We start from the raw sequence: 14,229 nt of genomic DNA on the forward strand, positions 1-14,229 counted from the left end.
TTGTTCTAAAAAATGTAAAACCCAAAGGTTTAAACCTTTAAAATCCTCTATATCACCACTTTACTTAAAACGCCCAATCCCCATTACGGAAGACAGGTTCTGAAGTGCCGTCAGGAAGGATGCCGTCGATGTTCATTTTATCCGAACCAATCATGAAATCAACATGGGTTAGACTTTCGTTCAGACCATGTTCCGCCAGTTCCTCGGGGCTCATGTTTTTCCCGCCTTCAAGACAGAATGCATAAGAGCTTCCGATTGCTAAGTGGTTGGATGCATTTTCATCAAATAATGTATTGAAGAATAATACGTTTGATTGGGAAATGGGTGAATTGAATGGGACTAGTGCCACTTCTCCTAGATAGTGCGAGCCTTCATCTGTTTCGACCAATTGTTTCAGTATTTCTTCGCCTTGTTCAGCCTTCACTTCCGTGATCCGGCCGTCCTTGAACGTCACGGAGAAATGATCGATGATATTGCCGCCGTAACTAAGCGGTTTTGTGCTTGCAACCGTTCCATTTACGCCTGTTTTCAATGGGACCGTGAACACTTCTTCCGTTGGCATGTTAGCCATGAATTCATGTCCTTGCTCATTGATGCTGCCAGCTCCACACCAAAGATGTTTCTCAGGCAATTCGATGGTTAAATCCGTACCTGGTGCCGTGTAGTGCAATTTCTGGTAGTGCTTTTCATTTAAATAATCGACTTTTTCATGAAGCGTGTCGTCGTGTTTCTTCCAGGCCTCGACAGGTTCTTTTACATCAACCCGGACTGCTTTAAAGATCGCTTCCCAAAGTGCATCGATGCGTTTCTCTTCAGCTACTTGAGGGAAGACTTTATCAGCCCAAGCTTGTGAAGGGACTGCGACAATGGACCAACTCACTTTATCCGATTGCATATACTGACGCCATTTTTTCAGTGCGGTACCCGATGCCTTTTGGAAGTTGGCGATCCGTTCAGGTTGAACATTCTTCAAAAGGTCAGGACTTGAGGAGATGACCGATAGAAAAGCTGCGCCATTTTCAGCAAGCTCGATCGTTTCTTTTGCCCGCCATTCTGGATACTCGTTAAATACTTCAGCGGGGGCCATTTCATATTTTGTACGCCCGACAATATCATCATTCCAGTTAACAATGACATTACGTGCACCGTTTTCATAAGCCTTTTTAACGATGAGGCGAACAAGTTCAGCGCCTTCTAAGGTTGTGTTTACAACGAGGTTTTGTCCCTTCTGGATATTGACGCCGACTTTAACGGCCAGTTCTGCGTATTTTTCTAAATTGGTTTGAAATTCATTCATCTTTTAAAACTTCCTTTCTCTTATCTACAGTTTAATTGTATCGATAATTTCTGAAAAAAGAAACTTTTTACACATATGTATCATAAAACGTGGGGGTTCAAATAAATCCGATAAAAAAATAGAGGAGGATGGAAAAGCTGAGTGCAGGGACTCAGCTTCTGTGAACACTCTCATTATTTTTTCAGTACATCATGGTCTACATAACGTTCCCCGTTGATTTCACTTAATAGGTTAATAGCCACTCTGGCTCCGTCCCCGGCTGTAACGATAGTATGAACGCTCACGCCTGCACCAGCGCCAGCGGCCCAAATTCCCTCTACGGATGTTTTCCCTAGTGAATCCACGTCATACACTTTTTTAGTGCGCGGCTCTATGCCGTCTTTTGTTGTGACTCCCGCTTCTTCGGCTAGATTAGTGATCATTCCCGTCGCGAGGATGATGTAAGTAGCATCAATAGGGCCGTTTTCCGTTTCGATTGTAAATCCTTGTTCCGTTTTTTCGATGCCTGTAACTTTCGTTTCGATATGTTCAGCACCGAATTTCTTTGCCTGTTGAATTCCGATATGGACTAAGTCAGGTCCAGAGATTTCATCCACACCATAATGGTTTTCCATCCAGGCTTTTTTTGTGATACTTGCATTGCTGTCGAGAATGACTGTCTTTTTTCCTGCCTTGGCCGTGAAGATGGCGGCACTTCCGCCAGCGGGTCCGGCACCGATAATGGCAATTTCATACATAGGAATATTCCTCCTTTTTCTCTAGTTTGATTCTATCAAACGTACATAGGAAAAGGCTATTGAAATGATTTGAGAATAATCACAATAGTAAAATATATTAAAAGGGTGCAAAAAGCATGGAAGAGAGGGTCCCGGAAGACCCTCTCTTTTAAAAATTATTTGTCTAGGTTAATCCAGACGCTTTTAACTTCTGTATAATTTTCAAGTGCATAGGAACCCATTTCCCGTCCGATTCCGGATTGCTTATAACCACCGAATGGGGAGGCTGCATCAAATGCATTATAGCAGTTTACCCAGACAGTACCGGCACGTAACTTTCCTGCTACATAATGGGCGTTAGCTAGATCGCTTGTCCATAAACCGGCAGCCAACCCATATTCACTTGCATTTGCCCGGTTGATTACATCGTCTATATTCTCATACGGCATGGCAGCAATGACTGGACCAAATATTTCTTCTGTGGCAATGGTCATTTCCTCTTCTACACCGGCAAAGATCGTTGGTGAAACAAAGTAGCCTTCATCGCTAGGATTGTTTCCTCCTACCAATATTTCTGCACCCTCTTTTTTTCCTTTTTCAATGTAACCAAGAACTCGATTCTGCTGTTCCTGGGAAACGAGTGGTCCAATTTGTGTATTCGGATCCAATCCGGCTCCTTGTTTGATCTTTTTAGCGTGACTAGTCATATCAGCCACGACATTATCATAGTGTTTCTTTTGTATATAAACCCGGGAGCCGGCACAGCATACCTGACCCTGGTTAAACATGACACCATTTAAAGCTCCAGGAATGGCTTTGGAGAAGTCGGCATCTGGAAGAATGATGTTAGGCGATTTCCCTCCGAGTTCCAGTGTCACGCGCTTCAATGAATAAGAAGCAGAACGCATGATCATTTTCCCTACTTCAGTAGAACCGGTGAAGGCAATCTTATCGACTTCAGGATGGTCGACAAGGGCTTGACCAGCCGTTTCACCGAATCCAGGGACGATATTGACGACACCGTCAGGGAAACCGGCTTCCGCGATTAGCTCTGCTAAATAAAGGGCGGATAATGGCGTTTGTTCGGCAGGTTTCAAAATGACCGTGCAGCCAGTCGCAAGAGCGGCTCCAAGTTTCCACATCGCCATAAGAAGCGGGAAGTTCCAAGGGATGATTTGACCAACGACGCCTACAGCCTCATGTTTTGTATAGTTGAAGTAATTTCCATTTACCGGAATGGTTTGACCGACGATTTTAGTTGACCAGCCAGCAAAATATCTCATATGCTCAATGGCTAGAGGGATATCCGCATTTGTTGTTTCACTGATGGGCTTTCCATTGTCCAGTGTTTCTAATTGCGCTAATTCTGTTTTATTTTCTTCCATTAAATCTGCTAGTTTATACATCAACCTGCTACGGTTAGCGGCGCTCATCTTGGACCAAGGGCCTTCATCGAATGCTTTTCTTGCGGCCTTAACGGCTAAATTGATATCTTCTTTATCCGCTTCATATACATCTGCGAGTTTCTTGCCTGTTGCGGGGTTGGGAGTGGTAAAGGTCTTCTTCGAGGCACTTTCTACGAATTTTCCATTGATATAGAGCTTTTTAGGACCTTTTAAAAACTTGTCCAGCTTTCCACTTACTTCTAACGTTAGATTGGTCATTGTTTCCCTCCTGAATATAATGATTATATTGGGCAAAACATGATGACTTAATTGATAACGCTTTCATATGCCAATATTTATCATAAAATAAATAGATGAAATATTCAATCATTACTATTCGACATTTTATTCTTAAATGGAAAAAGGCTTGAAATCAACGTTTTTTCTATTTGAGTAAAGAAAAGTGTCAAGACAGTTGTAAATACTATAGCGAAAAGGAAAATTAATAGGTAATATTAAATAGGAGAATATATTGGTAAGCGATCAGATTTTAGGAGGTTTATATGGAAAACAATGCGAAAGTGATATCGCAGCGTAAACTGCTGGGTGTCGCTGGTTTTGGATGGATGTTTGATGCACTTGATGTCGGGATGCTTTCTTTTATCATCGTTGCATTGAAACAGGATTGGAATTTAACGAGCCAACAGGTCGGTTGGATCGGAAGTATCAATTCTATCGGGATGGCAGTAGGGGCGATTCTCTTTGGAGCAATGGCAGACCGGGTTGGCAGAAAGAATGTCTTTATCATAACCTTATTATTATTTTCGATTGCGAGCGGTCTGTCTGCAGCCGTCAGTACGCTTAGTTTATTCCTGATTTTGCGTTTCTTGATAGGGATGGGGCTCGGGGGAGAGCTACCCGTTGCTTCAACACTCGTTTCTGAAAGCGTCGAGGCAAGTAAAAGGGGACGTGTTGTGGTACTCCTTGAAAGTTTCTGGGCGGTCGGCTGGTTGTTGGCGGCGCTCATCTCTTATTTCATCATTCCTGTATACGGATGGCGTGTGGCTTTGTTATTAAGTGCGGTTCCGGCATTATATGCTCTATATCTACGTTTGAAATTACCCGATTCTCCTAAATATACGGAGCTTGCAAAGAAACAGAGACCGTCTGTGCTGAACAACATGAAAATGGTCTGGCAAAAAGGGCACGCACGTCAGACACTTGTTTTATGGATTCTTTGGTTTTGTGTGGTCTTTTCCTATTACGGCATGTTTTTATGGTTACCAAGTGTCATGGTCATGAAGGGCTTCAGCATGATTCAGAGTTTTGAATATGTATTGATCATGACGTTAGCCCAATTGCCTGGTTATTTCTCTGCTGCGTGGTTGATAGAGAAGATGGGGCGTAAGTTCGTATTGATTACATATTTAATAGGAACGGCAGGTAGTGCATTTTTCTTTGGCTCCGCTGAAGGCTTATCACTCTTGATCGTATCCGGCATGTTCCTATCGTTTTTCAACTTAGGTGCATGGGGGGCGCTTTATGCGTATACACCTGAACAGTATCCAACCGTCATTCGTGGAACCGGGACGGGGTTAGCAGCTGGAGTCGGACGCGTCGGGGGCATTTTGGGGCCATTGCTTGTCGGGTATCTAGTTGCTGGAGATACACCGATATCGACCATCTTCACGATTTTTACAATCGCAATTTTAATTGGTGCTGTTGCTGTGGCATTTGGAAAAGAAACGAAGAATACCATTCTTTCATAAAGGAAGGAGGATGACTCGAAATGAGCATCCTCCTTCTATTAATTAGTGAATCTTTTTATAGTGTATGAAAGGAGTGTAGCCACGTCCATTGGATTTTTTGCCTGTGTAATGGCAGAGACGACCGCAGCACCGGCAATTCCACTTTTAGAAAGCCTGTTGATATTATCCGCTGTAATCCCACCGATCGCAACGGCAGGAATCGAGGTACTGTGACAAATTCTCTCCAGTTCCCCTTTTTTCAAAGCAGTTGCGTCTTGTTTCGTTTTTGTCGGGAATACAGAGCCAACACCAATATAGTCAGCGCCATTGTTTTCAGCTTCAAGGGCCTCCTCCAAGGTAGAGACGGATACTCCAATGATCATATTGTCAGGAACAAGGGTCTTGATGATGGGAAGAGGAAGGTCATCCTGCCCAACATGAATTCCATCCGCTCCTACAGCAAGCGCAATATCCACGCGGTCATTAATGATTAACGGAATCGAAAGTTCATCAAGGACCCCTTTTAATAGAGAAGCTTTTTGATAAAAAGTAAGGGAAGATGCCTGCTTTTCTCTAAGTTGGACGGCCGTAACTCCGCCTGAAACCGCTTCGGTGATGATAGTGGTCATGTCCTCGACGGCTAATGATTCTTCCGTGACTAAATAAAGGCTCAAATCAAATGGCACTTTCTTCATGCATTTTCACCTCGTATTTCCATATGGAATCATTCATTCCTGAGATGGCATCGATAATCCGTGTCCGGTATGTCCCTGTGCCATCATTTTTTTCAAGGGTTCTGGCAGCAAGCTCACCAGAGATGCTCATGGTTGAAATTCCTGCGATAGCAGCTGAATAGTAATCCTCCGTAATTCCGCAGAAGACCCCAATCAAGGCCGTCGACATACAGCCGGTGCCGGTCACCTTTGTTAAAAGAGGGTTTCCATTATCGATGATGGACGTACGTGAAGAGTCACTAACGGCATCCTTGGCTCCACTCACGACGACAACACTCTTCAGTTTTCTAGCAGCACGTAGGGATAGTTCTGCATTACTCATGGAAAGCGGTCCTGAATCGACCCCTCGCGTTACGATATCGCCTCCCATTAGCCGATGGACTTCACTTGCATTGCCGCGAATAATCTGGACAGTCATTGAATCGAGCAGTTCCATCGCTTTCTCTGTTCGGTAAGGGGTGGAGCCGACGCCCACAGGATCTAAAATTACGGGTATATGGCAATCGTTCGCTGTTTTCCCGGCAATCGCCATCGCCTCAAAGGAAACATCATCCAGTGTACCTAAGTTAATCACCAGTGCTTGTGTCAGTTTGACCATGTCCGCCACTTCTTTTGGATTGGAAGTCATAACGGGAGAACCACCAATTGCCAGGGTAGCATTGGCACAATCATTTGCAGTAACAAAGTTGGTGATTTGGTGGACGAGTGGTTGTTTCTTTCTCACTCTGCCAAATAAGTCTGCAACGGATGTATTCATGTGAAATCACTCCGTTCCTTTTTATAAAATTGATGGAAATGGTGAACGGGTCCGTGTCCCTTACCGAGTTCTAAGCTATTTCGTATCGCTTCTGAAATATAGATTTTCGATTGTTCAATGGACGTCGCTAAAGGAAGTCCATTAGCAAGATTAGATGCAATGGCAGAGGAAAGGGTACAGCCTGTTCCATGCGTATTTTTTGTATGAATGCGTTCACCCTTGATCCAAGAGAATTCCTTGCCATCATAAAAGAGGTCATTAGGATTTCCTGCTGCATGTCCCCCTTTTAGTAAAACAGCCTTCGGGCCCAGTTCGAGAATAGCGGTACATGCCTTATAAAAGTCCTGCTTCGTCCGGATTGGGAACCCGGTAAGGACCTCTGCTTCAGGTATATTGGGCGTGACAAGTGTAGCAAGTGGAAGTAAATCGATTTTTAACGACGAAACGGCCCTCTCATCTAACAGATGGTGTCCACTTTTGGAAATCATGACAGGATCAAGGACGACGATAGCCGGTTTAAATAATTTTAGCGAATGGGTGACGGTTTCGACCGTCTCCTTTGATCCAAGCATCCCTATTTTTACTGCGTCGACACGAATGTCTTCAAAAACTGCCGCAATTTGGTCGGTGATCACAGCGAGATCGATGGGCTGTACAGATCGAACTTCCAAGGTATTCTGCGCCGTAACGGCTGTGATAACAGACATGCCATAAACCCGATGGGCCGAAAATGTTTTTAAATCAGCTTGGATGCCGGCTCCGCCCCCAGAGTCAGATCCGGCGATTGTTAGTGCCGTTTTCATAAAAAAACCCCTTCATATAATGATTTTTCAAAAGCACTTTTAATGAAATAAAGCCTAAGAGTGCGCCCGTTAAAGAACTAAGAAGAAAAGCTGGCAGAAAACCAAAAAGTGCCGCTTTTTTTCCCAATAATAAAAGCGCGATCGGATAACAGGCGATGGATCCGAGAATGCCTGTCCCCACTATTTCTCCCAAGCAGGCGTGTCCCATCCTTTTTGTTTTTTGGTAGAGGAAGGCCGCCAGCAGGGCACCAATCATGCTGCCCGGAAATGCAAAAATGGAACCTGTACCTGTCATGTTCCTGATAAGGGATACTAAAAAGGCCTGGGTCACAGCAAAAAGCGGCCCCAACATAACGGCTGTCATGACGTTGGTTACATGTTGAATAGGAAACACCTTCGCAAAACCAACAGGGATGTAAACGAATGAGCTAGTCAGGGTAGTGATGGCCGTGAACAAGCTAGTCAACGTCATTTTCCGTAACAAGTTACCAGTATCTAGCATTCAAAGAGGCCAATCCTGTTCGTTGTGAACCATGTCCCAAAATAAATATTCATATCGGGAGGTCATTAAAAAGTGTTTCTCTAATCTTTTCAATTCCCCCTCAGGCATATCTTCCGTCAGTTCGTCTAACAGCTTGGCCAACCATTTGTGCGCATCTGCGAATTCGGGGGATGCATACGATTGAATCCAAGCGATATAACGATTTGTTTCTAGTGCTGTACCATTTTGTTCTTTTAATATCGAGCCAATTTCATAGTAATCCCAGGCACAAGGAAGTAAGCAGGCAATAAGGTCGGCTAAAGTTCCATGATGGGCAGCATTGAGCATATAACCTGTATAGGCAAGGGTAATCGGAGTGGGTTCGGTATTTTCCAATTCCTCAGAACTAATTCCGAACTCCTTGCAGTAGCTCCTATGCAAATCCATTTCTACCTGTAGAGTCTCATTTAAAATACTCGCAAATTTGGTCATGATCTCAAGGTTAGTGGCCTTGATGGTCCCTAAGGCAAAAAGCTTGGCATAATCCATAAGATAGATATAGTCCTGCTTTAAGTAATAGGCGAATTTCTTTTCTGATAGTGTCCCGTCTCCAATTGCTTGAACGAAAGGATGAGTATGATTCTTTTTCCAAATTTCTTTTGAACGTTCGTGAAGTCTAGCACTGAAAGTTTTCATTTGGGTTTTCGTCATGATTTTTCCCCCTTATAATTCATTCACATACAAAGGAGGGGAGTGTCCAAAAATGAAGAACAGCCGCTTTCATATAGAAAGCGGCTGTTCTAGGAATGTACGAATCCCTTTTTCAACCTGCTTTCCTCCGCTGGTATGACCAGATCAGGTACAAAGGGTTTGATTCTCAGCCTATTAATGGCTCCCCTAGCAGTTTATTATTCAATTAAACGAAAACCCCGTTCCTGAAAACGGAACGGGGCAGATGGATGAAGTCAAATATACGACGACGATATCATCCACTTTCCTCCGCCGGCATCACCCGGATCAGGTTCAAAGGGTCCGGAACATCATTCCATCTCAGTCTTATAGAAGACTCCCCTAGTGGTATTTCGTATGTGATTATTGTCATCATATCAGATAAAAAGGAAAATGCAACCTTTGAATTCAATAGAATTTTATGAGTATTTTGTGGCGTGAAAGGGGTAGTAGGATAAAATCCCCATTGGCAAATGGAGCATACCTAACCCACGGTCAATTGGAGCGAAATATAGTTATTAGCAAAATAGGGATATGGGCTTACCTTGTGCTAAAAGAGCACACGGAAAAATAATATAAAAATTAAAAATTATTTGAATGTAATTGACTTATCCTTGCAAGTGGGATAAAATCATGTCAAAATCATTTATATTCTGTATTCTTATCCAGAGAGGTGGAGGGACTTGGCCCTATGAAACCTCGGCAACAGACCCATCGGGGAACTGTGCTTCTTCCAACAAGCAATCGCTTGGAAGATAAGAAGAGACGAACGGACCTCTGTCGACCTCTTCTTGGATTAGAAGGGGTTTTTATTTTTGTCAAATAGGGTTTAAGAATCCCGTACAACAGGTATATATATTTTGGCTTTAGCAAAGCCTATAAGATTAGGGGCATTATATGTGGAAAATATGAATAAAAGGAAAGGGGCCATTCATATGGCAGAGTTTTTCGAGAAAAAAGAACAGAGGAGAGCATTGTTGATAGAAGAACTATTATCAAATGGTGTATACAAAACCTCTGATGAAAAGCATCTCTATGATGCTCCATTAAAAGCTCTTGAAGATGAATATAAGATTGTTATAGATAAATCAGGTAATGAGTCACCTCCAGAGTGCATGACTTAGTTAACCTATAGTGAACAATCAAAGAGAAAAAGCATTTGCTGTGTAAAGGCAAATGCTTTTTCCCTTTGAACTGACATAAAAAGTACAAAATAGAAAAATATAATGGGTATTTTGTCACATTTCACTAGTGAAATAACATATTTAAAACATGTAAAATGATTGATTTCGCCTAGTGCTTTGGTTATGATAAAAATGTAAAATAATTGAAAAATAGGAAGTGATTATATTGAAGCCTCCTCATATAACAACAGTTGAAAAAATTGAAGAAAAACGAAAAGAAATGATTATGTTAGCAAAAAATTATGGTTTGACAAGCAGGATGACCATTCAAGCAAGTCAAGAGTTGGATTCTTTATTGAATGCGGTCACACATATAAAATTCCTGGGAGTTTGTCGCGAATAATCAGTACATCCCACTAGACCATTCAAATCCAGGCAATCGCCTTTTGCAATGGAAGTCATGTAGTTACACGTTTACCAAGAATGACCAAATCGCGTTCCACTCCATCGAGTTCTGCTATTTTCGGTAAATGCGCCCATTTTTCAAAACCAAATTTTGAAAAAAGCTTAATACTTGGTGCATTGTGTGCGAAAATAAATCCAAGAAGTGTCTTAATCCCTATCTTCGGACTCACCTCTATAGCCTTTTGGATTGAAAGTTGTCCAATTCCTTTCCCACGGAACTCCTCATCTATATAGATGCTAATTTCAGCGGTAAAATCATATGCGGGCCTACCATAAAAAGATTGAAAACTCATCCACCCAGCTGTTTTTCCATCATGTATGATCATATATAATGGCCGTTTGAGAATATGATGTTCCTCAAACCATTTGAGCCGTGATTCTACTGTAACTGGTTCTGTATCCGCAGTGACCATCCTCGAAGGTACTGTAGAATTGTAAATTTCAATAATTTTAGGCAAATCCTCAAATATTGCTTCCCTGAATTCTATAAACTCCTTCATCATTAAGCTCCAATCCATTTATTATGGCATTCCAATCACCTGAGTACAGGTGCATCATGCAATTTAAGTTTTTTATTAGATTATTCGAATGTTAGGCTTGTCCTCTTTTTGGGTATTTAAAAATAAAATACTTCCTAGTGAATACAAAAGGAGAAGCAAAACAAATGAAGAAAATCGTTGGCTTATTTTTTATTGTACTTGTTATTTGTTTAGTTGCCTATGCGTTTCAGGCAGTAGATGCGAAAAACGATCAAAGAGTCATGGCATTTGGAGATTCTTTGACTTATGGAAAGGGAGATAAAGAAGGGGAAGGATATATTGATGACTTGAAACATAAAACGAATGATTCCGATTCAGAAAAAGTCCAATTCTGGAATTATGGTATTAAAGGTCAGGAAACGGACGGTGTCATTAAACAGCTCGAAGATCTTGAGATTAACACAAAATTGGATAAGGCTGACACATTTATCGTCTATATCGGAATCAATGATTTAATTAACAGTAATGGTGGAAACTTAAAAAAAATCAATGATCAAAAGATAAATGATGAAAAGAAAGAGTATGTACAACATTTAGATAAAATTCTTTCTGAGCTTCTAAAGAAAAATAATAAAGCTGATATCTTGGTGATAGGGTTATATAACCCGAATAAAGACGACTTGAAATTAGAAAACCATATTAGTGATTATAATCATTCGATTCAAAAGATGGTGGACAAGGATAGTAGACTAAAGTATATCCCTACAAACGATTTATTCGAAAACAAAGATAAAAAAGCATACTTCAGTGATGAAATTCATCCAAATGAAGAAGGCTATCAGCTTATAACCAATCGAATCTTAGATAAATATGATTTTAAATAAGAACGATAAAAGGGCATGGAAACTTGATTTCCATGCCCTTTTAGGTTTATTTATCGGGGGCGGATTTCTGGTTGGTTATGTTTCTGATGGTGCCTCCGCCTGTGGAAACTGTAAGTCATGGAGCTGCCGATAGCGACCATTATTTAGTAGCAGTTGTTCGTGCGTTCCATTTTCTTGAATTACCCCTTTTTCAAGAACGACAATTTGATCTGCCTTTTGAACGGTTGATAACCGATGGGCAATGACGATTGAAGTCCGGTTCTCTAATAGGTTGGATAACGCTTCCTGAATCAGATGTTCGGATTCCGTATCGAGCGATGCCGTCGCCTCATCGAGAATGATGATTTGGGGATTCTTCAAAAGGGCCCTGGCGATGGCAATCCGTTGCTTTTGGCCACCAGAAAGTTTGACCCCACGTTCTCCGATTTGTGAGTCATATCCTTTTGGGAACGTCTTGATGAAATCATGAGCATATGCCGCCTTAGCCACTTCGATAATTTCCTCGTCCGTTGCGTCGAGTTTACCATAGGTTATATTATCGCGGATGGTCCCGGTAAACAAAATGATGTCTTGCGAAACAACCCCCATTTGGCTCCGTAAAGATTTGAGGGTGAGATCACGAATATCATGGCCATCCATTTTTATTGTCCCTTGTTGGGGGTCATAGAAACGAATTAAAAGGCTGGTAATCGTTGATTTCCCTGCCCCGGATGAGCCGACAAGAGCGGTTACCTGTCCTGCTTTTATCATCAGGTTAAGATTTCGGAGTACTGGTACCCCCTCGACATAAGCGAAATCAATTCCTTGAAATTCGATTTGTTTCGTGATTTTGGGAACATTAATTGCTGTCTTTTTGTCCTGGATTCCAGGTTGTGTCTCCATTATTTCGGTGATCCGTTCAAAAGCTGCAGCTGATTGTTGCACGATACTGATTACACGGCTGAAATTACGGATTGGACTTTGCAGAAGCCTGAGATAAGCCAGGAATGCCACGATTAATCCAATCGTAAATTCTCCCTGCATCACTTGCCAGGCACCAAATACAATCACGGCGATCAGACCTAAATTATTCATTAAATCTATGAGCGGGCCAAACATGGACCTCAGTCGAACTGATTTGATGTTTGCTACCGTATTCTCATGGTTTCGGTCCGCGAATCGTTTTGATTCAAATTCTTCATTTGTGAAGGATTGGATGAGCCGCATGCCGGAAAGGGAATCCTGCAGCTGATTGCTAACATCGCCGGCCGAACTTTGCACGCTCCTGAAAGAGAGGCGGATGCGCTTACCAAATATACGTGTCAGGTAGAACATGAACGGAAAGGTAATGAGAAGGACCACGGTCAGTTTCCAATTGATGAACAGCATATAGATGGCAATGGCAAAGAAGGTAACCGTGTCTGTAATTACTTGTAGCATGCTTGATGAGATGAGTTGTTGAAGCAGGTTCACATCATTCGTGAGCCGGGACATTAAGTCACCCGTTCTATTTTTATCAAAAAATTTCATATCCAATTTTTGAATATGGTCATACATTTCATTTCGTAAATTCATGATCGCTTTTTGCCCCACTTTAGATACGATATAGCCGTTCACATAATTAAGCAAAGCTAGCAATATGGCCGCAAAGAGGATACCTATGCCTACCCAAATCAATGAGTCATATTCTTTCCCAGGTATGACATCATCAATCGTATATTGCGTAAGTTGTGGAATGGAAAACTCAAGCATGGAAATGAAAATCATTATGCATATGATCATACTTGAAAATTTCCATCTGGATGGGATACGATTGAATATTTGTTTCAACATTGACCGAATGCTTCCTTTTGATGGTGCAGCTGTCAGGGTGTTACGGCCCTTGTGGCTGAAAGGGATATGTCCCCCGCTCATATTTAATCACTCCTATGGTAAATTGAAAGTTGTCTTTAAAAGCAAAAAAACCTTTATGATTATCATAGAGGTTTTAAAAAAATAGACAACTTTTGAGCGGTTTTTCTTTAATAAAGAAGCTTATATTTTACAACTTATCCCTTCGGTGGAATAATTTTAAAAAAGTGAATAAGGAGCTGGTAGAGTGGAAGAAAACACAAAAATCAGGGAAGAACTTCTCCAGGCAGTGAACGGGTTATCGGATGAACAGGTAAATGCACATCCCGAAGATGGACGTTGGAGCATCATTCAGGTATTGGAGCATCTATTTCTAATGGAGAGGGCGGTAACAAAAGGAATTGCCGATACACTGGCAAGTGGCGAGAGCAATCGAGTAGATGATAAACCGATCCAGTATACATTAAATCGTGACGTAAAAGTGGACGCGCCTCCATTTGTCATTCCGTCAGAGAAGCTCCAAACATTAGCTGAAGTAAAAGCTAAGCTCGCCTCTTCACGTAAGGCATTGGAAAAGGTAATCTCCCAAGCGAAGGAGAATGACTTGGAAGAGAAGTCATTCCCACACCCCTTGTTTAAAGATTTAAGTTTGAAGCAGTGGATTCCGTTTGTCGGTTTGCATGAGAAACGGCATTTATTGCAAATTGAAGAGTTGAAGGCCAAACTAAAAAAACTCAGCCAATAGGTTGAGTTTTTTTTATATATGTATTGATTTAGGAAAGACTATATAAGCAGTA

General features: G+C 41.8%; 15 protein-coding genes and 3 riboswitches. Of the genes, 5 read left to right on the top strand and 10 right to left on the bottom strand.

What is annotated here, in order from left to right; all coding sequences use genetic code 11:
• Positions 1-64: 64 nt before the first annotated feature.
• The 3 genes from ACIQXH_RS12310 to ACIQXH_RS12320 form a co-directional block, all read right to left on the bottom strand.
• Complete coding sequence (locus ACIQXH_RS12310; RefSeq protein ID WP_403123692.1) at positions 65-1,297, bottom strand: aminopeptidase; 1,233 nt, start codon at positions 1,295-1,297, stop codon at positions 65-67.
• Between the two features lie 173 nt (positions 1,298-1,470).
• A complete protein-coding gene (locus tag ACIQXH_RS12315) occupies positions 1,471-2,034 on the bottom strand; it encodes an FAD-dependent oxidoreductase (protein WP_402867888.1) in 564 nt (187 codons plus the stop codon).
• A gap of 155 nt (positions 2,035-2,189) precedes the next feature.
• The gene (locus ACIQXH_RS12320; RefSeq protein ID WP_403123695.1) at positions 2,190-3,677 is read right to left on the bottom strand and encodes an aldehyde dehydrogenase family protein; all 1,488 of its coding nucleotides are present in this window, start codon (positions 3,675-3,677) and stop codon (positions 2,190-2,192) included.
• 284 nt (positions 3,678-3,961) lie between these two features.
• On the opposite strand from ACIQXH_RS12320, the gene ACIQXH_RS12325 reads away from it, so the two are divergent.
• Positions 3,962-5,167 (top strand): MFS transporter, encoded by a 1,206-nt coding sequence (locus tag ACIQXH_RS12325; protein ID WP_403123698.1) that lies wholly within the window; start codon positions 3,962-3,964, stop codon positions 5,165-5,167.
• A gap of 38 nt (positions 5,168-5,205) precedes the next feature.
• Here the strand turns inward: ACIQXH_RS12325 and thiE are convergent, their stop codons facing one another.
• The 5 genes from thiE to tenA are packed head-to-tail and all read right to left on the bottom strand — an operon-like array spanning position 5,206 to position 8,632.
• A complete protein-coding gene (gene thiE / locus ACIQXH_RS12330; protein WP_403123700.1) occupies positions 5,206-5,841 on the bottom strand; it encodes a thiamine phosphate synthase in 636 nt (211 codons plus the stop codon).
• Positions 5,822-6,637 (bottom strand): hydroxyethylthiazole kinase, encoded by an 816-nt coding sequence (thiM, locus tag ACIQXH_RS12335; RefSeq protein ID WP_403123703.1) that lies wholly within the window; start codon positions 6,635-6,637, stop codon positions 5,822-5,824. Before thiM ends, thiE begins: the two co-directional genes overlap by 20 nt.
• Complete coding sequence (thiD, locus tag ACIQXH_RS12340) at positions 6,634-7,440, bottom strand: bifunctional hydroxymethylpyrimidine kinase/phosphomethylpyrimidine kinase (protein WP_403123706.1); 807 nt, start codon at positions 7,438-7,440, stop codon at positions 6,634-6,636. The genes thiM and thiD overlap by 4 nt, the downstream gene beginning before the upstream one ends.
• Positions 7,409-7,942 (bottom strand): energy coupling factor transporter S component ThiW, encoded by a 534-nt coding sequence (thiW, locus tag ACIQXH_RS12345; protein ID WP_403123708.1) that lies wholly within the window; start codon positions 7,940-7,942, stop codon positions 7,409-7,411. The genes thiD and thiW overlap by 32 nt, the downstream gene beginning before the upstream one ends.
• Positions 7,943-8,632: a thiaminase II gene (tenA, locus tag ACIQXH_RS12350; protein WP_403123710.1), complete on the bottom strand. Its 690-nt coding sequence runs from the start codon at positions 8,630-8,632 to the stop codon at positions 7,943-7,945.
• A gap of 105 nt (positions 8,633-8,737) precedes the next feature.
• A riboswitch (TPP riboswitch) is annotated at positions 8,738-8,830 on the bottom strand.
• Between the two features lie 68 nt (positions 8,831-8,898).
• Positions 8,899-9,004, bottom strand: a riboswitch (TPP riboswitch).
• A gap of 304 nt (positions 9,005-9,308) precedes the next feature.
• A riboswitch (SAM riboswitch) is annotated at positions 9,309-9,412 on the top strand.
• Between the two features lie 98 nt (positions 9,413-9,510).
• Between tenA and ACIQXH_RS12355 the strand changes: the two genes are divergently transcribed.
• Together ACIQXH_RS12355 and ACIQXH_RS12360 are read left to right on the top strand one after the other, a co-directional pair.
• Complete coding sequence (locus ACIQXH_RS12355) at positions 9,511-9,774, top strand: Fur-regulated basic protein FbpA (protein ID WP_402987593.1); 264 nt, start codon at positions 9,511-9,513, stop codon at positions 9,772-9,774.
• Positions 9,775-10,000: 226 nt separating this feature from the next.
• Positions 10,001-10,177 carry an aspartyl-phosphate phosphatase Spo0E family protein gene (locus ACIQXH_RS12360; RefSeq protein WP_402867897.1) on the top strand — a complete coding sequence of 59 codons (177 nt, stop codon included), beginning with the start codon at positions 10,001-10,003 and terminating at the stop codon, positions 10,175-10,177.
• Positions 10,178-10,232: 55 nt separating this feature from the next.
• On the opposite strand, the gene ACIQXH_RS12365 is transcribed toward ACIQXH_RS12360, so the two are convergent.
• Positions 10,233-10,739: a GNAT family N-acetyltransferase gene (locus tag ACIQXH_RS12365; protein ID WP_403123712.1), complete on the bottom strand. Its 507-nt coding sequence runs from the start codon at positions 10,737-10,739 to the stop codon at positions 10,233-10,235.
• Between the two features lie 164 nt (positions 10,740-10,903).
• Between ACIQXH_RS12365 and ACIQXH_RS12370 the strand changes: the two genes are divergently transcribed.
• On the top strand, positions 10,904-11,602 hold the full coding sequence (locus ACIQXH_RS12370; RefSeq protein ID WP_402867898.1) for a DUF459 domain-containing protein: 699 nt from the start codon (positions 10,904-10,906) through the stop codon (positions 11,600-11,602).
• Between the two features lie 75 nt (positions 11,603-11,677).
• Here ACIQXH_RS12370 and ACIQXH_RS12375 read toward each other — a convergent pair whose 3' ends face one another.
• Positions 11,678-13,495 carry an ABC transporter ATP-binding protein gene (locus ACIQXH_RS12375; RefSeq protein WP_403123715.1) on the bottom strand — a complete coding sequence of 606 codons (1,818 nt, stop codon included), beginning with the start codon at positions 13,493-13,495 and terminating at the stop codon, positions 11,678-11,680.
• A gap of 184 nt (positions 13,496-13,679) precedes the next feature.
• On the opposite strand from ACIQXH_RS12375, the gene ACIQXH_RS12380 reads away from it, so the two are divergent.
• A complete protein-coding gene (locus ACIQXH_RS12380; RefSeq protein ID WP_403123718.1) occupies positions 13,680-14,177 on the top strand; it encodes a DinB family protein in 498 nt (165 codons plus the stop codon).
• Positions 14,178-14,229 lie beyond the last annotated feature (52 nt).

The organism is Peribacillus sp. NPDC097225, assembly GCF_044761955.1.
GTDB lineage: Bacteria > Bacillota > Bacilli > Bacillales > DSM-1321 > Peribacillus.

Bases quoted from the DNA above. Each gene is read 5' to 3' on its own strand.
- ACIQXH_RS12365 (WP_403123712.1), bottom strand. From the start codon at position 10,739: ATGAAGGAGTTTATAGAATTCAGGGAAGCAATATTTGAGGATTTGCCT.
- thiE (WP_403123700.1), bottom strand. From the start codon at position 5,841: ATGAAGAAAGTGCCATTTGATTTGAGCCTTTATTTAGTCACGGAAGAA.
- ACIQXH_RS12370 (WP_402867898.1), top strand. From the start codon at position 10,904: ATGAAGAAAATCGTTGGCTTATTTTTTATTGTACTTGTTATTTGTTTA.
- ACIQXH_RS12375 (WP_403123715.1), bottom strand. From the start codon at position 13,495: ATGAGCGGGGGACATATCCCTTTCAGCCACAAGGGCCGTAACACCCTG.
- ACIQXH_RS12310 (WP_403123692.1), bottom strand. From the start codon at position 1,297: ATGAATGAATTTCAAACCAATTTAGAAAAATACGCAGAACTGGCCGTT.
- tenA (WP_403123710.1), bottom strand. From the start codon at position 8,632: ATGACGAAAACCCAAATGAAAACTTTCAGTGCTAGACTTCACGAACGT.
- thiW (WP_403123708.1), bottom strand. From the start codon at position 7,942: ATGCTAGATACTGGTAACTTGTTACGGAAAATGACGTTGACTAGCTTG.
- thiD (WP_403123706.1), bottom strand. From the start codon at position 7,440: ATGAAAACGGCACTAACAATCGCCGGATCTGACTCTGGGGGCGGAGCC.
- thiM (WP_403123703.1), bottom strand. From the start codon at position 6,637: ATGAATACATCCGTTGCAGACTTATTTGGCAGAGTGAGAAAGAAACAA.
- ACIQXH_RS12325 (WP_403123698.1), top strand. From the start codon at position 3,962: ATGGAAAACAATGCGAAAGTGATATCGCAGCGTAAACTGCTGGGTGTC.
- ACIQXH_RS12320 (WP_403123695.1), bottom strand. From the start codon at position 3,677: ATGACCAATCTAACGTTAGAAGTAAGTGGAAAGCTGGACAAGTTTTTA.
- ACIQXH_RS12315 (WP_402867888.1), bottom strand. From the start codon at position 2,034: ATGTATGAAATTGCCATTATCGGTGCCGGACCCGCTGGCGGAAGTGCC.